Origin of the sequence: Mycobacterium innocens, from assembly GCF_900566055.1 — a bacterium.
In the GTDB taxonomy this organism is placed as follows: Bacteria; Actinomycetota; Actinomycetes; order Mycobacteriales; family Mycobacteriaceae; genus Mycobacterium; species Mycobacterium innocens.
The window spans coordinates 26892-44638 of record NZ_UPHQ01000263.1 but is presented as its reverse complement, the minus strand read 5'-3'; the positions used below and the strand labels follow the sequence as shown (position 1 = coordinate 44638).

Annotated in this window: 17 protein-coding genes, 1 tRNA gene and 2 pseudogenes; 10 read left to right on the top strand and 10 right to left on the bottom strand. The window is 65.5% G+C overall.

The window, feature by feature from the left end; all coding sequences use genetic code 11:
- Positions 1–107, top strand: a pseudogene (locus EET03_RS25475) (IS982 family transposase); the annotation flags it as partial.
- A 292-nt stretch (positions 108–399) separates the two neighbouring features.
- Here the strand turns inward: EET03_RS25475 and EET03_RS32005 are convergent.
- A complete protein-coding gene (locus tag EET03_RS32005; RefSeq protein ID WP_244232526.1) occupies positions 400–2616 on the bottom strand; it encodes a toprim domain-containing protein in 2217 nt (738 codons plus the stop codon).
- A gap of 73 nt (positions 2617–2689) precedes the next feature.
- Positions 2690–2887 (bottom strand): helix-turn-helix transcriptional regulator, encoded by a 198-nt coding sequence (locus tag EET03_RS25460; RefSeq protein WP_082274627.1) that lies wholly within the window; start codon positions 2885–2887, stop codon positions 2690–2692.
- Between the two features lie 91 nt (positions 2888–2978).
- Here EET03_RS25460 and EET03_RS25455 point away from each other — a divergent pair, with 91 nt between their 5' ends.
- Together EET03_RS25455 and EET03_RS32810 are read left to right on the top strand one after the other, a co-directional pair.
- Entirely contained in the window at positions 2979–3596 is a 618-nt protein-coding gene (locus EET03_RS25455; RefSeq protein WP_075542633.1) for a helix-turn-helix domain-containing protein, read from the top strand.
- A pseudogene (locus EET03_RS32810) lies at positions 3538–4578 on the top strand (tyrosine-type recombinase/integrase); the annotation flags it as partial. The gene EET03_RS25455 and the pseudogene EET03_RS32810, both read left to right, overlap by 59 nt.
- 209 nt (positions 4579–4787) lie before the next feature.
- Here EET03_RS32810 and EET03_RS25445 read toward each other — a convergent pair.
- The 4 genes from EET03_RS25445 to ponA2 form a co-directional block, all read right to left on the bottom strand.
- Positions 4788–4861, bottom strand: a tRNA-Pro gene (locus tag EET03_RS25445).
- Between the two features lie 17 nt (positions 4862–4878).
- The gene (cds1, locus tag EET03_RS25440; protein WP_075542635.1) at positions 4879–6024 is read right to left on the bottom strand and encodes an L-cysteine desulfhydrase Cds1; all 1146 of its coding nucleotides are present in this window, start codon (positions 6022–6024) and stop codon (positions 4879–4881) included.
- A complete protein-coding gene (locus tag EET03_RS25435; protein WP_075542636.1) occupies positions 6021–6977 on the bottom strand; it encodes a metallophosphoesterase in 957 nt (318 codons plus the stop codon). Before EET03_RS25435 ends, cds1 begins: the two co-directional genes overlap by 4 nt.
- A gap of 68 nt (positions 6978–7045) precedes the next feature.
- The gene (ponA2, locus tag EET03_RS25430) at positions 7046–9457 is read right to left on the bottom strand and encodes a transglycosylase/D,D-transpeptidase PonA2 (protein WP_063469290.1); all 2412 of its coding nucleotides are present in this window, start codon (positions 9455–9457) and stop codon (positions 7046–7048) included.
- Positions 9458–9817: 360 nt separating this feature from the next.
- Here ponA2 and EET03_RS25425 point away from each other — a divergent pair, with 360 nt between their 5' ends.
- The gene (locus EET03_RS25425; protein WP_036413777.1) at positions 9818–10168 is read left to right on the top strand and encodes a WhiB family transcriptional regulator; all 351 of its coding nucleotides are present in this window, start codon (positions 9818–9820) and stop codon (positions 10166–10168) included.
- A gap of 386 nt (positions 10169–10554) precedes the next feature.
- Here EET03_RS25425 and bagB read toward each other — a convergent pair whose 3' ends face one another.
- Both bagB and bagA read right to left on the bottom strand, forming a co-directional pair.
- A complete protein-coding gene (gene bagB, locus EET03_RS25420; RefSeq protein ID WP_075542637.1) occupies positions 10555–11739 on the bottom strand; it encodes an ATPase BagB in 1185 nt (394 codons plus the stop codon).
- A complete protein-coding gene (bagA, locus tag EET03_RS25415) occupies positions 11736–12761 on the bottom strand; it encodes an ATPase BagA (protein ID WP_075542638.1) in 1026 nt (341 codons plus the stop codon). The genes bagB and bagA overlap by 4 nt, the downstream gene beginning before the upstream one ends.
- 76 nt (positions 12762–12837) lie before the next feature.
- Here bagA and sp36 point away from each other — a divergent pair, with 76 nt between their 5' ends.
- Genes sp36 through EET03_RS25400 form a run of 3 tightly spaced genes read left to right on the top strand, consistent with a single transcriptional unit; the run spans position 12838 to position 14245 of the window.
- Entirely contained in the window at positions 12838–12999 is a 162-nt protein-coding gene (sp36, locus tag EET03_RS25410) for a Sp36 family protein (RefSeq protein ID WP_023368608.1), read from the top strand.
- Positions 12999–13463 (top strand): RidA family protein, encoded by a 465-nt coding sequence (locus EET03_RS25405; RefSeq protein ID WP_075542639.1) that lies wholly within the window; start codon positions 12999–13001, stop codon positions 13461–13463. The genes sp36 and EET03_RS25405 overlap by 1 nt, the downstream gene beginning before the upstream one ends.
- Positions 13460–14245, top strand: coding sequence for an MBL fold metallo-hydrolase (locus tag EET03_RS25400; RefSeq protein ID WP_099193807.1), 786 nt, complete (start codon positions 13460–13462; stop codon positions 14243–14245). The genes EET03_RS25405 and EET03_RS25400 overlap by 4 nt, the downstream gene beginning before the upstream one ends.
- Positions 14246–14303: 58 nt before the next feature.
- Here EET03_RS25400 and crp read toward each other — a convergent pair whose 3' ends face one another.
- Positions 14304–14978, bottom strand: a complete 675-nt coding sequence (gene crp, locus EET03_RS25395; protein ID WP_023368605.1) for a cAMP-activated global transcriptional regulator CRP — start codon at positions 14976–14978, stop codon at positions 14304–14306.
- Between the two features lie 98 nt (positions 14979–15076).
- A complete protein-coding gene (locus EET03_RS25390) occupies positions 15077–15424 on the bottom strand; it encodes a hypothetical protein (protein WP_075542641.1) in 348 nt (115 codons plus the stop codon).
- A 173-nt stretch (positions 15425–15597) separates the two neighbouring features.
- Here EET03_RS25390 and nth point away from each other — a divergent pair, with 173 nt between their 5' ends.
- Genes nth through EET03_RS25375 form a run of 3 tightly spaced genes read left to right on the top strand, consistent with a single transcriptional unit; the run spans position 15598 to position 17742 of the window.
- On the top strand, positions 15598–16278 hold the full coding sequence (gene nth, locus EET03_RS25385) for an endonuclease III (RefSeq protein WP_122508843.1): 681 nt from the start codon (positions 15598–15600) through the stop codon (positions 16276–16278).
- A complete protein-coding gene (locus tag EET03_RS25380; protein ID WP_075542643.1) occupies positions 16275–16922 on the top strand; it encodes a TlpA family protein disulfide reductase in 648 nt (215 codons plus the stop codon). Before nth ends, EET03_RS25380 begins: the two co-directional genes overlap by 4 nt.
- A gap of 55 nt (positions 16923–16977) precedes the next feature.
- Positions 16978–17742, top strand: a complete 765-nt coding sequence (locus EET03_RS25375; RefSeq protein WP_075542644.1) for an NUDIX hydrolase — start codon at positions 16978–16980, stop codon at positions 17740–17742.
- Positions 17743–17747: the final 5 nt, after the last annotated feature.

The window sequence follows — 17747 nt, the reverse complement described above, 5'->3', positions numbered from 1 at the left end:
TCTACGCCCGCGTCGCCCAGCGCCTCCTCGCCCTTGCCGCTGTGATCTGGCACAACTGGAAGATCAACAGCCCAGTCAAGAGGTCACTGATCGCCTACGACCACTGACCAAGGTTGGGAATTACTCATCTAGTCCCAAGAGCCTCCGCCTCGATCCGCCGGCTGCGGCTACGCGTGGCACGGAAGTCGCGCGACTATGCCGTTAACCATGAGGGCTCGGTGCGCGGCGACCCGATCGGATCAATCGCTATTCCGTTCCTCGCTTGCCTCGCAGCCTCGTTCGGGCAGTTGGGGACCTGTTGACCGCGCGAGGATGCTGCGAGGACAACGGTGTTGGCAACCTCGCGCGAGGCCTCGTCATTCTCGTTCCTCGCGGGTTCCTCGCTCCTGTTGTCAGTGATTACCCCCACGGACGAGGCACGCGAGGCTTGCGAGGACACATCGCATATACCGTCTTCACCACGAGGCGGTGCGATGCTCCACAACAGAACATTTCGGTGGTTGCGGGCACCGTCATCGTCGATCTGCCAACCCAAGCCTCGGAGCGCCGGTCCGTGTCGGCGCAGGATCGTAGTGACGTCTCGACCGTTCCGAGGCCAGTCTTTCGGGCGGCGCCACTTGTCGTCCGTGGGGGTGAGGATTGACAGAATATCGGCGCCCGACTTTCCCGCCGTTGCGGTGGACAATTGGGTTCGAAGACGTTCGATGAAGGGGTCTGACGACAGGCCATCCTCGACAATTGGTCACCTCGCGAGAGGTACCGTCCCAATCCTTCCGTACCAAGTTCGGCGTCGACCGCTGCCAGTACTCGCGCGTAGTCGGCCATGCGTGGAGCGTCGCGAACGCTGATGGTTTCCAGCCGCTTATGTACGGATGCGGCTAAGTCGCGCAGCCCGCCCCACACCGTTGGCAAGACCTGGCGCCATTCTTCGAGAATCTGAGATTCAGCGCGCCGATGCTTGCGGTCGATGCGCTTAAGGTCGACAACCGCCAGGCGCTCTGCAAGGTCAGGGCGTACAGCACCGACGTCGATTCCATTGAGGATCACGCACCTCCGGAAGCGCAGCACCGCCAACCCGGCATCGGTGTACAGCGCGCGCTTCACACTGCCATCGCCGGTGGCTGCTCGGCACAACGAGTCCGAAAGCCAGGGAGGTATCCCAGACATGTTGTCCAACGCGACCACCCACGAGCCCGACGCCGCGGTCACCCACGAGTCGGGGTCACGAGGTGCTTGCCGCAACGGAACCGGAGAAGGGTCGATCAAATCAACAAGCATCCGCGTCGTTGTGCTCTTCGCGCTGCCCTGTTCGGCGAACAGCGCGAGCACTGGATGAGGCACATCGCACTGCACCAGCGCAGCTACGAGCACTGCCAGTAAAACAGGGCGGTCTTCGTCGGCGACGTTGACGAAGTCCCATAGTCGGAACAGGTCCCCGCCCCGTGGGGGAAGGGGAGTCTGGCCTGTGAGCTTTGTGCGCGTAAAGCGAAGTGGCGCAGTGTCTGTCACCGACCAGGCGCCGTTAGCGATTCTGATGACCTGCCCTTCGGGCCGGCCCGTATCGATGAAGACCGCACCGTCTTGGTCGCCAATCCGTAGGCACAGACGTTCCGGCGTCCGGGTTGCGGCTATGCCCTCCAAGATGAGCGTGGAATCAGTGAGTGCTTGGCCGCCGGCAGCGGTGCCGGTCTCTGCGAAGTAGCGCGCTGCCAGATCGGCGCGCAGTCCGGTTCGTCCACCCCTCAGCAGCATCGCTATGTGCGGTTGTGCCTTCGAGGCGCCGAACGGCTCGCCTTCATCTGTCGAGCCCAGAATGTAGCGTTCTTGAGCCATTTCAACCAGCCGCGCCGCGACAGACTTTCGCTCACGGCGGTCCGATCCGTCAGAGAGTAGTGGTGTGCCGGAGTGCTCGACCGGGATCAGGTCTGTGAGGGAGTGGCCACTTGCGTAATGGTCCGAGAAGTCCTTGCCCGCAGCGGTTTCGACAATATGGACGCTGGAGGCGACACCTCGGAGCAGGTCGGCAACATCACCGGCATGGCGGCGCCCAGGCGAGTCTTTGTCTGCGACGACTATGACGCGCTTTCCTGACAGCGGAGCCCAGTCGAATTTATGGGCGTTTCCAGCGCCCATCGCTGAGCACACCGCGGTGCCACCCGCTGCCTCCACCGCGAGAACGTCTTTCTCGCCCTCCACGACGTAGACGGTGGACGCACCTATCACGGTATCGGCGTGGAAAAGGCTGCGGCCCCCGGTGTTGCCGGACTGCTTGAACGTCTTGGTCGGAGTGCGGTGAACGCGACGATTGTCTGGATACACATAAGCCGCGCCGCACGGGTTGTCGAACAGGTCTGCCATTGTCAAGCCGAGTTCCCCTACCACCGAGGCGGTCTCGCATCCTGCGAAGCAGTGAACCAGGATCTGGCCTTCGATGCGGGTGATGCTCAGTGATGGTCGGTTATCGTCGTGCGCGGGGCACTGCGCAACCGCCCGGCCATCACGATCCCGAACCTGTCGTCCCGCACGTTGGAGCGCAACGACAAAACGGTCGAATGCGCTTGATTCCCAACGAATTTTCCGTTGAGGCCCGAGTCTCGGCTGATCAGTTGAAGTCACTGACGGAACTCCCGCTAGTTGTGGTAGGGCCGCAAAGTTAGTGAACTCGGCTGAACCGAGGCCACTCCGTGAGTCACGCTGCGTCCCCACCGCCTCTACGCGTTGCAGCCTCCCGCTCGGCAATCCACCGCACTACTTCGCCGTGCCGGTACACCACGCGCCGACCCAGCGTGAAGCTTGCTGGCCCGATGTTGGCGTGGCGCCAGTAGCGGAGTGTTCCTAGCGGCACTCCGATCATCTCCGAAACGTCTTTGGCCCCTATCAGCTCCACTCGATGCACCTTTCGCATGGCGATGTGTTTTCAGCACCATCAACATGACACACCCTTCCCGTGGTGCTCGTCAAGCACTATGATGTGATTTGTGCAGTTTGTTGATGCGGGCGAAGCTGACGATGAGTTTGCGCAGATTTTTGGGAACAACCTCCGGCGCGCAAGGGAGTCAAGGGGCTGGAGTCAACGCCGTCTAGCCGGGGAAATTAATCGGCTGGGTCTGAAACTGGATCCGTCGGCGATCACACGGATAGAGCGCGGCAGTCGTGAGGTCAAGCTCCGGGAAGCGAATGTCATTGCCCGCAGCCTTCGGATGTTCCTAGACGACCTCATTGATCCGCCGGACGTCGAGCCGATGGTCAAGTTCGAGCGGGTGTATCTCGCGGCCATGGGGCATTTGGATTCCGGAAGGACGCAGCTTGCTGAGATGGCAGAGAGCTTGTTGAAGGCGGCGAGGATATTTGACGAATGCCCAAGCCTTGGAAAGGAACTCGATTTTGACAGTGAACTCGACCATCCGATGGACGGTGCTGCCTTTTTGCGGCGTCAAGCGCGCATATTCCCCTTAGATGACGAGCCCGAAATGACCTTGTCGGTCGACATGGAGACACTGGATCTGCTGCGACAGATCGTGGTTGCTGCGGTACATAATGTGGTTGCGAAGAACGAGACAAGTGATGCAGACACGGCGTCGTCGCGCGGGAGTTGAGGACCGCTGGCGCCGCGCGGATGGCAGTCCCACTGCTCGTGCCGGTAAGGGTCGGCGCTGGTTGGCCCGCTATGTCGATGACCAAGGCCACGAGAACACCCGATCATTCGAGCGCAGGCTCGAAGCTCAGGCGTGGCTCGACGAGATCACGGCCGCCCAGGTCACGGGTACCTACGTCGCCCCGAAGGCCGGTCGTATCACAGTCGCCGAGCTGCACGCCAAATGGCTCGGTACGCAGGGACATTTGAAGCAGACCACTGTTGCAACAAGGTCGTTTGCGTGGTCGGGTTATGTCGAAGATAGGTGGGCTAGGGTGGCGGCGGCTGACGTCCACACGTCGGACGTAAAGGCCTGGGTGCAGGAGCTTGGTGCGGGCGGCGCCGGGCCACCGACGATCGAAAATGCGCTGAGCGTGCTGCGGCAAATTCTGGAAATGGCGGTCGACGATCGGCGAATCCCCCGTAACCCATGCTCAGGGGTGAAATCACCCAGGCGTCAGCACCGAGCACGCGGGTACCTGACTCACGAGCAGGTCGAGATGCTGGCCGCGGAAGTCAATCAATACGCGACGCTGGTTCGCTTCCTCGCCTACACGGGGTTGCGCTGGGGTGAGATGGCTGCGCTTCGGGTCGAGTCGTTCGACATGCTTCGGCGTCGGTTGCACATTCGCCAGGCGGTCGCGGAAGTCGGAGGCCGCGTGATTTGGTCCACCCCGAAGTCACACGAACGCCGCTCAGTCCCGTTTCCGGCGTTCCTCGCCGACGAGCTGGCGGCACTCATGGTTGGCAATCAGCGCGAGTGCCTCGTGTTCACGGCGCCAGCCGGCGGCGTGCTGCGGGTGTCGACGTGGCGCCCGCGTGTGTTCAATCCGGCGGTCAAGCGACTCGCGAAGAAGGTCACCAGTTTTCCGACAGTCACGCCCCACGACCTCCGCCATACCGCAGCTTCATTGGCAATCAGCGCCGGGGCCAACGTGAAGGCCGTGCAGACGATGCTCGGGCACGCTTCAGCGGTGCTCACGCTCGACACCTACGCTGACCTGTTTCCGGACGATTTAGAACAAGTGTCCGCAGCTCTCGACGAGGCCCGAATGCGAGCTCTGAAATCTACTGCGGACCAGCTGCGGACTGGGACGGAAGAAGGCCCCGACCAGAACGACCGGTCAGGGCCTCTCACCTGCGACAAACTGAGTCGGGGTGGCGGGATTCGAACCCACGGCCTCTTCGTCCCGAACGAAGCGCGCTACCAAGCTGCGCCACACCCCGCTTGAAGCCACGACAGCCTATCGCACCCGCCCGTCGACTCGCCAAACCGCCGGCTCAGAGTCCCAGGTGCAGGAGCGTTCGAACTCGACCAAGGCCCGGGCCGGACCGCTCGGATCGAGCCCCTGCGCACCGACCCAGTCGTCGTCGAAGTAGGTGTCGGCGTAGCGGTCGCCGCTGTCGGCGAGCAAGGTGACCACCGAGCCGCTGCGGCCGTCGGCGACCATCTCGGCGAGCAAGCCGAACGCTCCCCACAGGTTGGTGCCCGTGGACGGCCCCACCCGGCGTCGCAGCACGGTACTGACATGGCGGGCGGCCGCGATCGACGCGGCGTCGGGAACCGACACCATCCGGTCGACCACGCTGGGCAGAAACGACGGCTCGACCCGCGGCCGGCCGATGCCCTCGATCCGCGACGACGCGGACATGACGACGTCGGACCGACCTTCGGCGTATGCGGGGAAGAACGCCGAATTCTCCGGGTCCACGACACACAACCGGGTCGCGTGCCGCCGATAGCGGATGTAGCGCCCGATCGTCGCGCAGGTCCCGCCGGTTCCGGCACCGACCACGATCCAGTCCGGGACGGGGTGCCTCTCCTCGAGCATCTGTGCGTAGATCGACTCGGCGATGTTGTTGTTGCCGCGCCAGTCGGTGGCGCGCTCGGCATTGGTGAACTGGTCCAGGTAATGACCGCCGGTTTCGGCTGCGACGCGTTCCGCCTCGGCGTAGACCTGACTGGAATTCTCCACGAAATGGCAACGGCCGCCCTGTGATTCGATGAGCGCCACCTTGGCGGCGCTGGTCGCTGCCGGCATCACCGCGACGAACGGCAGGCCCAGCAGGGACGCGAAGTAGGCCTCCGACACCGCTGTCGAACCCGACGACGCCTCGACCACCGTCGTGTTCTCCCCGATCCAGCCGTTGCACAGCGCATACAGGAACAACGACCGCGCCAGCCGGTGTTTGAGGCTGCCGGTGATGTGGGTTGTCTCGTCCTTCAGGTACAGCGCGACGTCAGCGTCGGCGCACCAGGCCGACGGCAGGGGATAGCGCAGCAGGTGGGTGTCGGCGCTGCGCCGGGCGTCCGCCTCGATGAGCCGGATCGCATTGTCTGTCCAGTCGCGGGACAGGCTGCGGACGGCGATGCGGGTCGTGTCGTTCAACGCACCGAGACGCTGGGCTGCGAACTGCCCAGGTTCCTGTTCGAGTCCCGGCCGCCCATGGGGCTGGCGATCAACGTCAACAGGGTCGCTTCGGGCCGGCAGCAGAACCGCGCCGGCGCAAACGGTGAAGTCCCGATGCCGGCGGAGACATGCAGCCGCATATTCGCGCCCCACTGTGATGCTCCCTTGGCCCGCGTCCGGTCCAGCCCGCAGTTGGTGACCAGCGCCCCGTAGAACGGCAGGCACAGCTGTCCGCCATGGGTGTGGCCGGCCATCACCAGCTGGTAGCCGTCGGCGGCGAAGCGGTCCAGCACCCGAGGCTCCGGTGAGTGGGTCAGTCCCAGCCGCAGGTTCGCGACCGGGCTCGCCGGGCCTGCGATCGTGTCATAGCGGTCCCGATCGATGTGGGGGTCGTCCACGCCGGCTGCGGTGATGTGCAGCCCCGCCACCTCGAACTCGCGACGGTTATGGGTGAGGTCGAGCCAGCCGCGCTCGGTGAACGCCGCCCGCAGATCCTGCCAGGGCAACGGCTCGCCGTGGACGCGGTGGCCAGGGCTGATCAGGTAATTGGCCGGGTTCTTCAGGCGCGGCCCGAAGTAGTCGTTGCTGCCGAAGACGAAGACGCCCGGCCGGTGCAGCAGGTCGCCCAGGGCCTGCACCACCGCCGGCACCGCCTTGGGATGGGCCAGATTGTCGCCGGTGTTGACCACCAGGTCGGGCTCCCAGCTGGACAGTTCGCGCAACCAGGCCTGTTTACGGCGCTGGCCGGGCAGCATATGCAGGTCGCTGACATGCAGGACCCGCAGCGGTGTCGAGCCCGGACTCAGCACGGGCATGGTGATCTCGCGTAGCACGAACGCGTTGCGTTCGATGAGCGCGGCGTAACCGATCCCGGCGACGATCGAGCCGAGCACGACGGCACCGGTGCGTAACAGTGCGGGCGAGACAGCCATGCAGGCAGCCTACTGCCCGTCGGTGACTGATCGCTCGTCTCTTACGTCACTGGTGCTCGTCGAAGCGCCTACGGAGGCGGCGGCGGAGCCAGCAGTGGAATGGTGATCGGCGGCAGCCCGGGGATCTCGATGACCTGCGAACCGATCGGGGCTGGCGGCCCGTCCTCCGGCGGCGGCGGTGGCGGCGGGATGCCGTTGCTGATCTGGATCGTGATGATCGAACCCGGAATGGTCTGGCCGCTGGGCGATGTTCCGACCACTTCGCCGTACTTGGCGCTGCTGTTGACGGCGTTGGGCTGGTCGGCGACCTGGAAACCGGCGTCCCGCAGACGCTGGCGCGCCTGGTCCACATCCAGCCCGGCCACGCTCGGCACCCGGGAGGCCGCCGAGCCTTCGACGTACCGCGGATCGGTTGGCGGCAAGTGCACCTCGCCGAAGTTGTTGGCGATCGGCTTCATGGCGGTGAACCACGTCCGGGCCGGCTCGTTGCCGCCGTAGAGGTCACCGCTGCCGCAATGGCGCAGCGGGCCGGAACATAGATCGGTCGGTGACGTCGAGTCGTCGTAGATGTAGTTCGCCGCCGCGTAGCGATTGGTGAAACCCACGAATCCGGCGGAGCGGTGCGCTTCGGTGGTACCGGTCTTGCCCGACATCGGCAGGTCCCAGCCTGCGGCGCCGGCCGAGCCGGCTGCCGTGCCGCTGCCCACGGCGTCCTTGCTCATCGCGTTGGCAAGGGTGTTGGCCAGCCCTTCGGGCACCACTTGTTCGCAGGTCTCGGTGGTGACGGAAACCTGGTTGCCGTTGCGGTCGATCAGCTTGTCGATCGGGTTCGGCGGGCACCACACGCCGCCGGAGGCCAGCGTGGCCGCGACGTTGGACAGTTCCAGTGCGTTGATCTCGATCGGACCCAGGGTGAACGACCCGATGTTCTGGCGTTTGACGAAGTCGGCCAGGCTCTCGTTGCTGTCGGGGTTGTAGTCGCGCGCGGTGCCGGGATTGGCATAGGACCGTAGGCCGAGCTTGATGGCCATGTCGACGGTGCGGCTCACTCCGACCTGCGAGATCAGCTTGGCGAAGGCGGTGTTGGGGGAGGTGGCCAGCGCGTCGGTCACGTTCATCGATCCGCGGTAGTTGCCGGCGTTGATCACGCACCAGGTGTCCTTGGGGCAGCCTTTGGCTCCGCCGCTGCCCAGGCCTTTGGCCTGGAATCGGGGTGGCACGTCGAGTTGGGCGTTGATGCCCATACCCATGTCGAGCGCGGCGGCCGTGGTGAAGATCTTGAAAATGGATCCCGCGCCGTCGCCGACGAGTGAAAACGGCTGGGGCCGCATGGTTTCACCCGCTTCGGTGTCCAGGCCGTACTTGCGGTTGCTGGCCATCGCCAGCACCTTGTGGGAGTCCTTGCCGGGTGCGATGACGCTCATCACGCTGGAGATGCCGGCCAGGCTCGGGGGAGCGAATTTGTCGACCGCCGCCTTGACCGGGACCTGAACGTCGGGGTCCAGCGTGGTGCGGATGAGGTAGCCGCCCTTGGCCAGCTGGTCTTTGCTGATCCCCGCGCGGGACAGGTACTCCTGGACGTAGTCGCAGAAGAAGGCGCGGTCACCAGCGGCGATGCAGCCGCGGGGCAACTCGTTGGGTTGCGGCAACACTCCCAGCGGCTGCGCCTTGGCGGCACGCAGTGCGTCGGCCTCTTGCGGGATGTTCTCGATCATGGTGTCGAGGACCAGGTTGCGCCGGGCCAGCGCGCCCTCGGGGTTGGTGTAGGGGTTCAGTGTGCTGGTCGACTGCACCATGCCCGCCAGCAGCGCCGCCTGCTGCCAGTTCAGATCCGAGGCGTTGATGCCGAAGTAGGTCTGCGCCGCGTCCTGCACGCCGAACGAATTGTTGCCGAACGACACCAGGTTCAGGTAGCGGGTCAGGATCTCGGGTTTGGTGAAGGTCTTGTCCAGGGTGAGCGCCATCCGGATCTCGCGCAGCTTGCGCGCCGGAGTGGTCTCGACGGCTGCCCGCTTCTCGGCGTCGGTTTGGGCGGTGACCAGCAGCTGGTAGTTCTTGACGTACTGCTGCTCGATGGTGGAACCGCCGCGAGTGTCGAGGTCCCCGGAGGCATAGCCGGCGAGTCCGGTGAGGGTGCCTTTCCAGTCGACGCCGTTGTGGTCGGCGAAGCGCTTGTCCTCGATGGAGACGATCGCCAGCTTCATGGTGTTGGCGATCTTGTCGGAGGGCACCTCGAACCGGCGCTGCGAGTACAGCCACGCGATGGTGTTGCCCTTGGCGTCGACCATCGTCGACACGGCCGGAACCTCCCCCTGGAGGAGTTGAGCCGAGCCGTTCGCCACTACCTCAGAAGCGCGATTGGACATCAGCCCGAGCCCGCCTGCGAAGGGGAACATCAGTGCCGTGGCCACGACGCTGGCCAACACACAACACCCCGCGAGCTTCAGCAGGGTAAGCGCCACCGGGGGGCGATCTGACATGCGTACTACAGTAGCGGCCCGTTGTCACGCCCCCGCGCCGTGAGACTGAAAAAAATTCTTAGGAAAGCGGTGACGGCGGCGCCGTCGGCGCCCCGGCGCTTATTTTGCGCGTGCGTCACAGGTCAGGGACCTAATCGGGGACCGAGGGGGTGCTTTTCCCCCGGCCGATCGGCAGAAGTCGGGACGCCCGTCCCAAAAAAAGCGTTATCAGACTGTTGCGCAATTGCCACCTGACCACCTAACTTATAAGCGCAGTGAGATTCAGGTAACACCGATGTGCACAGTGTGTGTTAGGTCGCAACATCGGCTGGTATCCGAGGAGGGCGGTCGCGATCAGCGGCCGGAGGAAGGGATCAGCTCGTGTCAGGAACACGTCCGGCCGCTCGAAGGACAAACCTCACGTCGGCGCAAAACCTTCTCCGCAGTACCGATGCGGAAGAACGGATCAACTGGGTGTCAAAAGCGCTGTGCAGGGCGACGGACCCCGACGAACTGTTCGTCCGTGGAGCCGCGCAGCGCAAAGCCGCGGTGATCTGCCGGCACTGTCCGGTGATGCAGGAATGCGCGGCCGACGCTCTTGACAACAAGGTCGAGTTCGGGGTGTGGGGCGGCATGACCGAGCGCCAGCGCCGGGCACTGCTCAAGCAGCATCCCGAGGTGGTCTCGTGGTCGGACTACCTCGACAAGCGCAAGCGTCGCAGCGTCGGTTAAGGCTCTCGGATCGGGGTGCAGGCGAGCCGGTCGGCTCCTTGTTCCTGATTACGATATTGTTACTGAGTCGCGTCGCTGGCTCTAATTGCCTTGTGTCTAATAGGAACTGGCGTGTGCGCGATAGCGCGGTTTTCTCACTGTATCGTTGTTCGGCGCGGTGGGGGCCGGTTTCGCGAATCTTCGACGCCGAGTGTGATTCGGCGGCGTCCAGCGTGTGGCTGGGGCGGAAAAATCCGGCGTGACCGCGCCCAGGATTCACGGTCGACGACCTCAGTACACGCTCGATGCCGCCGCGCCGAGTGTCCCGAAGAAGCGGCCCGTCCCCCGCAGGCGGGCGGTACCCCCAGTGCGGGCCGCTTCGTCGCCGCCTTTATTTGGCCGGCTTCTCAGCGGCCCGTCCCCCGCAGGTGGGCGGTACCCCCAGTGCGGGCCGCTTCGTCGCCGACCGGGGCGATCTGGTCGGCGAGCGCACGCAGCGCATCCAGGTCGGAGACGTCGAACGGCAGCGACGGGACCCCGACGACAGGCACGTGTGGATTGGCCCCGGTGAACCGGGACAGCAGCCGGATCTCTCGCTTGGCCGTCTGCCCGCGGTCGGCATGGATCCGCAGCACCGCTGCCGCCAGCGACGCCGCCTCCGACTCGCCGTGCTCCTCCTCCAGCGTTTCGGTCGCGTCGATAGCCCGTTCGACGGGTAACGCGCACAACATCGGGTGAGTGCGGTTCAACACCAGCCCCGCCAGCGGCATGCCTTCTTCGGTGAGCCGGTCGACGAAGAACGACGCCTCACGCAGCGCATCGGGCTCGGCCGCAGACACCACCACGAACTGGGTACCGCGCCGTTTCAGCAACGCATAAGTTCGGTCAGCCTTCTCCCGGAAACCCCCGAATGTTGCGTCCAGCGATTGCACGAATGCGGCGGCATCGCTCAGCATCTTCGAACCGAGCACAGTGGACATCGCCTTCATGGCCAAACCCATAACACCGGTTACCAACCGGCCGATACCCCTGCCCGGCGCCAGTAGCAGCCGCCACAACCGGCTATCCATGAAGCTGCCCAAGCGTTTTGGCGCGTCCAGAAAATCCAGCGCGTTGCGTGACGGCGGGGTGTCCACCACGACCAGATCCCAGCGATCCTGCGCCAGGAGCTGACCCAGCTTCTCCATCGCCATGTACTCCTGGGTGCCGGCAAGCGATGTGGCGACGGTCTGGTAGAACTGGTTGTCCAGAATCGATTGTGCGCGTTCGGATCCGGAGTATTGGACCACCATTTCGTCGAACGTGCGCCGCATGTCGAGCATCATCCCGTGCAGCTCGCCGGGCACCTCCGGGGCCAGTGGCACCCGTTGCGGTGTGTTTCCCAGGTCGTCGATACCCAGGGCCTGCGCGAGCCGCTTGGCCGGGTCGATCGTCAGGACGACGACGGCGCGGCCATATTCAGCGGCGCGCAAGGCAATTGCCGCGGCCGTGGTGGTCTTGCCCACACCGCCGGCCCCGCAGCACACGATAACCCGGTTGGACGTATCGGCCAGGATCGCGGCCATGTCAAGGGTTTTCGGTACAGTGCTCATCGAACCCCCTGCTGTGCAAACGATTCCGAAAGCTCATACAAGCTGCCCAAGTCGACACCGTCGGAAATCGTAGGTAATTCCAGCCGTGGAACATGCAAGGCGTCAAGCTGTCGCGCGCTCTCGGCGCGTGCGCTGATTCGGCTGGCGTGCTGGATGGTCTCGGTCAGCAGACCGGCGAAATCCGATGCCGCCAGCTCGATTCCGGCCATTGCCAAACCGGACCGCACCGAGTCGGCGTCAACATCGCCCTCGGCGGCCTTCGCGAGGTCCTCTGCACTCAGGTGGGCCGGAATATTGCGGTTGACGATGACACTGCCGATCGGTAATTGCATCTCGGCGAGCTCCTCGATCGCTTCCAGGGTCTCCTGCACCGGCAGCGCTTCCAGCAGCGTCACCAGATGGATAGCGGTCTGATCGGAGTGCAGCAACCTCACCACCCCTTCGGCCTGCGAATGCACCGGACCGCCCTTGGCCAAATCGGAGACCGCCTTGGTGACGTCCAGGAAGCGCGCGATGCGCCCCGTCGGCGGTGCGTCGACGACTATCGCGTCATACACCGGGTTTTTGGCCCCCTTGTTGAGGCGGACCACCGTTTCCTTGATCTTGCCGGTGAGCAGCACATCGCGAAGGCCGGGCGCGATCGTCGTCGCGAACTCGATCGCACCGACGCGTCGCATTGCCCGGCCCGCGATGCCCAGGTTGTAGAACATGTCGAGGTATTCCAGGAACGCGGCCTCGATATCGATTGCCAGTGCGTTCACCTGCCCGCCGCGTTCGGCGGTCGCGATCTTGACCTCCTGATAGGGCAGCGGCGGGACATCGAAGAGTTGCGCAATCCCTTGGCGCCCTTCGACTTCGATGAGCAGGACCTTGCGGCCACCGGCTGCCAGAGTCAGCGCCAGTGCGGCCGCGATGGTGGACTTCCCGGTGCCGCCTTTGCCGGTCACAAAGTGCAAGCGGGCCTTCGACAGGCGCGACGGCCAGCCGACGGAGGGACCGTCGTTAGGTGTGTTCGCCACCATCGCATGCTAGCCCTACCGCTTCGCCCGGCCGCCGGGCTGGCCGGAGCTTGTCAACGGCGGCAGATAAGCTCGCGTCATGACCCAACCCTCCGCATGGGAGTACGCGACGGTTCCGCTGCTCACGCACGCCACCAAACAGATCCTCGACCAGTGGGGAGCCGACGGCTGGGAGCTGGTCGCGGTGTTGCCGGGGCCAACCGGCGAGCAGCACGTCGCCTACCTGAAGCGCCCGAAGTAATGGACGCTAGATCCCGGCTCGCGCAACTGGGCATCACCCTTCCGGAGATGGTGGCGCCGCTGGCGGCCTACGTGCCGGCGGTGCGCACCGGCAACCTCGTCTACACCTCGGGGCAGTTGCCCTTCGAGGCCGGAAAGCTGGCATGCACGGGCAAGGTGGGCGCAGACATCACGCCGGAGGAAGCCAAGGCGGCGGCGCGCATTTGTGCGCTCAACGCGCTGGCGGCGGTGGATTCGCTGGCGGGCCTGGACTCGGTGACGCGGGTGGTCAAGGTGGTCGGGTTCGTCGCCTCCGCACCGGGATTTCACGGTCAGCCCAGCATCATCAACGGAGCCTCGGACCTGCTTGCCGAGGTGTTCGGCGACAACGGCGCGCATGCGCGTTCGGCCGTCGGCGTATCCGAGTTACCGCTGGGTGCCCCCGTCGAAGTCGAGCTGATCGTGGAGGTCGGCCAGCGGCCGTGACCGAGCCGCTGACCCATCCTGCCTACGGCCGGCTGCGGCCGGTCACCGACACGGCATCGGTGCTGGTGGCCGACAATCCCGGCCTGCTGACGCTGGAGGGCACCAACACCTGGGTGCTGTGCGGATCGGGCAGCGACGAGCTGGTCATCGTCGATCCGGGGCCGGGCGACGACGGAAACATCGAACGGATCGCCGCGCTGGGCCGCATCGCGCTGGTGCTGATCAGCCATCGCCACGGCGACCATACCGACGGCATCGACAAGCTGGTCGAGCTGACCGGGGCGCCGGTGCGCGCCGCGGACCCGCAATTTCTGCGCGGCGATCGGGTGGTGCTGGGCGATCGGGAAGTGATCGAGGCTGCCGGGCTGGAGATCACCGTGCTGGCCACCCCGGGTCACACTGCCGACTCGCTGTCGTTCCTCCTCGACGATGCCGTGCTGACGGCCGACAGCGTGCTGGGCCGCGGCACCACCGTTCTGGACAAGGACGACGGCAGCCTGACCGACTACCTGGAATCGCTATATCGGCTGCGCGGTCTGGGCCGGCGTGTGGTGCTGCCCGGGCATGGGCCGGAATTGACTGATGTCGCGGCCGTCGCGCAAGGGTACCTCGCGCACCGGCAGGAGCGGCTCGAGCAGGTGCGCTCGGCGCTACGGGACCTCGGCGACAATGCCACCACCCGTCAGGTCGTCGAACATGTCTATGTCGATGTCGACGAGAAGCTCTGGGATGCGGCCGAATGGTCGGTGCAGGTGCAACTGGACTATCTGCGCCGAGACTGAAAATTTGCAGCCAAAGCGCGAGTGGAGGCCTGCAGAATTACAGGCTCGGCAGAGGAAACTACCGAGCCCGGCGCGCCAGGCGTTCGGAGTCGGAGATGAGCACGCTCTTGCCCTCCAACCGGATCCAGCCGCGGTGCGCGAAGTCGGCCAGCGCTTTGTTCACCGTCTCCCGGGAAGCGCCGACCAGCTGGGCGATCTCCTCCTGAGTGAGGTCGTGGGTGACCCGCATCGCGCCGCCCTCCTGGGTGCCGAAACGTTGGGCGAGCTGCAGCAGTTGCTTGGCCACCCGGCCGGGGACGTCGGTGAAGATGAGGTCGGCCAGATTGTTGTTGGTGCGCCGCAACCGGCGCGCCAGGACGCGCAGCAGCTGCTCGGCGATTTCCGGACGATCGGCGATCCACGCCCGCAGCGCGTCGCGGTCCATCGAGACCGCCCGCACCTCGGTGATGGTGGTCGCGCTGGACGTCCGCGGCCCGGGGTCGAAGATCGACAGCTCGCCGAACATGTCGGACGGCCCCATGATGGTCAGCAAGTTCTCCCGGCCGTCGGGCGAGCGGCGCCCGATCTTCACCTTGCCCGAGATGATGATGTACAGCCGATCGCCCGGCTCACCTTCAGCGAAAACCGTGTGTCCGCGGGGGAAGTCAACGGGCTGCAGCTGCTTGGTCAGTGCCGCGACCGCGCTGGGCTCAACCCCTTGGAAGATTCCTGCCCTTGCCAGGATCTCGTCCACGTTGCCTCTTCAGCTTTCCAACGAAGTGATACGGGCAGGCCGTCCCTCTTGACCAGCGCCGGTGTACAGGTTAGGCCAATCGGTACGACGTGCCAACGCTACACACGATTGACATGTCGAGTCGCCTTAACCCGGGAATGGATGTGTCGAGGGGCTGCACGGTACGGATCGGCGTGATGCTTGCCGGTGAGGGCCCCGGTGGCGGGGGCCTCGGTCAGGGCCGGCGCCTGGCGTCGATGCAGATAAGCCAGCGCCTCCGGCATGCCCTCACGGGCCAGTCGGTGCACATCGACGGCCTGAGCCTGCTCGAGAAACTCGGCAACGTCCGAGGCGGTCACGGTATCGCAGGAAAGCGACTGTTCCAGCCGACCAAGGCCGAGGGTGGTCAGCATCAGCAACGCCGGAACGCACGCCACCAGCAACCACGACACAAGGAGAGTAAACATGGCCTTGAATCAACACGAGGTCTCGGTCAGATCACGAAATCAGTACTCTGTCGTAGGTGACAGCGGCAAAGTCGTCCGGGCCAACCCGGCCTAAACCAGCCACGCCCGCCACCGACGTCGCCAAGCGCTGGTCCGCCGAAACCCGCACCGCCTTGGTGCGCCGCGCCCGACGGATGAATCGTCAACTGGCACAAGCCTTTCCGCATGTGTACTGCGAATTGGACTTCACCAATCCGCTCGAGTTGGCGGTGGCGACCATCCTCTCGGCGCAAAGCACCGACAAACGGGTGAACCTGACGACGCCGGCGTTGTTCGCGAAATATCGGACGGCGCTCGACTATGCCAAAGCGGACCGCACCGAGCTGGAAAACCTCATTCGCCCCACTGGTTTCTTCCGTAACAAGGCGAACGCGTTGATCGGCCTCGGGCAAGCTCTGGTCGAGCGGTTCGACGGCGAGGTGCCCGCCACCATGGCGGAACTGGTGACGCTGCCGGGAATCGGGCGCAAGACCGCCAACGTCATCCTCGGGAACGCGTTCGGCATCCCCGGGATCACCGTCGACACCCATTTCGGGCGGTTGGTGCGGCGCTGGCGCTGGACCGCCGAAACCGACCCGGTGAAGGTCGAACACGCGGTCGGCGAACTGATCGAACGCAAGGAGTGGACCGTGCTCAGCCACCGGGTGATCTTTCATGGCCGCCGGGTGTGCCATGCCCGCAAGCCCGCGTGCGGTGTCTGCGTGCTCGCCAAAGACTGCCCTTCCTTCGGCCTCGGCCCCACCGAGCCGCTGCTGGCCGCACCTCTTGTCCAGGGCCCCGAAACCGAGCATCTGCTGGCCCTTGCCGGCCTGTGACATCGCGACTGACCTCAACCCGCTGGACCATCGCGGTCCTAGCGGTGGTCGCCACCCTCATCGCGGCCTTGGTCGCCCAACTGCGCGACGACTCCCCAAGCACCGCAACCCAACAGGCGCCGGCGGCGCGAGACCACCGGGAAGCCGACACCGCCGCGGCGCTGGCCGGCCCGCGGCGGCGCGCCAACCTGCCGCCCTGCCCGGCCGCCGGTGACGGCCCGAGCTCACCGGCACTAAGCGGCGTGGCGGTGGAATGCGCGGCCGACGGTTCGGCCGTCGACGTGGCCCGGGCGCTGGCCGGACGGCGGGTGCTGCTCAATCTGTGGGCGTACTGGTGCGCGGAGTGCATAGCCGAACTGCCCGCGATGGCCGAATATCAACAACGGGTCGGGCCCGACGTCATGGTGGTGACGGTGCATCAGGACGAGAATGAGACGGCCGCGTTACTGCGGTTGGCTGATCTGGGTGTTCGGTTGCCGACCCTGCAGGACGGCCGCCGTAAGGTGGCGGCAGCATTGCGGGTGGCGAATGTGATGCCCGCGACGGTGCTCTTGCGGCCGGACGGTAGCGTGGCCCAGACCCTGCCGCGCGCTTTCGCCAGCGCCGAGGAGATAGCGGCTGCGGTCGGAGACAAGGCGTGGTGAGCGGTTGGAGAGAAGGCGGGCAGGTGCACCCGACCAGCCCGACAAGGAGGCGCCGGTGAACGCTGGGGTTGCCCTGACGCCCGAGGTCGGCCCGTCCTGGCTGCGCCCGCTGGTCGACAACGTGGACCGGGTGCCCGACGCGGTCCGGCGGCGGCTGCCGGCCGAAATGCTGGCCATGGTGACGGCGGCCCGGGCGACCGCATCCCTGCGTCGTAACGAACGCGAAGCGGCCGTTCTGGTGCTGTTCTCCGGTCCCGAGTCCGGGCGGGTCGACGGCGGCGTTCCCGACGACGCCGACCTGCTGTTGACGGTCCGCGCGTCGACCTTGCGTCACCATGCCGGCCAGGCGGCGTTCCCCGGCGGCGCATCCGATCCCGGAGACCAGGGTCCGGTGGCCACCGCCTTCCGGGAAGCCCATGAGGAGACCGGGCTCGACCTGGCCAGGCTCCACCCACTGGCCACCATGGAACGCACCTTCATCGCTCCGTCGCGATTCCACGTCGTCCCGGTGCTGGCGTATTCCCCCGATCCGGGGCCCGTGCATGTCGTCAACGAGGCGGAAACGGCCATGGTGACGCGGGTTCCGGTGCGGGCCTTCGTCAATCCGGAAAACCGGCTGATGGTGTACCGGCGGACCTTGAGCCGGCGGTGGGCCGGACCGGCGTTTCTGCTCAACCACATGCTGGTCTGGGGATTCACCGGCCAGGTGATTTCGGCGGTGCTCGACGTTGCGGGGTGGGCCAGGCCCTGGGACACCAGCGATGTCCGCGAACTGGACGACGCGATGGCGCTGGTCGGTGAGCAGGGTGGACTGCGATGAACTCG

Bases quoted from the DNA above. Each gene is read 5' to 3' on its own strand.
- EET03_RS25390 (WP_075542641.1), bottom strand. From the start codon at position 15,424: ATGTTTACTCTCCTTGTGTCGTGGTTGCTGGTGGCGTGCGTTCCGGCG.
- sp36 (WP_023368608.1), top strand. From the start codon at position 12,838: ATGACCCAACCCTCCGCATGGGAGTACGCGACGGTTCCGCTGCTCACG.
- bagA (WP_075542638.1), bottom strand. From the start codon at position 12,761: ATGGTGGCGAACACACCTAACGACGGTCCCTCCGTCGGCTGGCCGTCG.
- nth (WP_122508843.1), top strand. From the start codon at position 15,598: ATGAATCGTCAACTGGCACAAGCCTTTCCGCATGTGTACTGCGAATTG.
- EET03_RS25435 (WP_075542636.1), bottom strand. From the start codon at position 6,977: ATGGCTGTCTCGCCCGCACTGTTACGCACCGGTGCCGTCGTGCTCGGC.
- ponA2 (WP_063469290.1), bottom strand. From the start codon at position 9,457: ATGTCAGATCGCCCCCCGGTGGCGCTTACCCTGCTGAAGCTCGCGGGG.
- bagB (WP_075542637.1), bottom strand. From the start codon at position 11,739: ATGAGCACTGTACCGAAAACCCTTGACATGGCCGCGATCCTGGCCGAT.
- EET03_RS25405 (WP_075542639.1), top strand. From the start codon at position 12,999: ATGGACGCTAGATCCCGGCTCGCGCAACTGGGCATCACCCTTCCGGAG.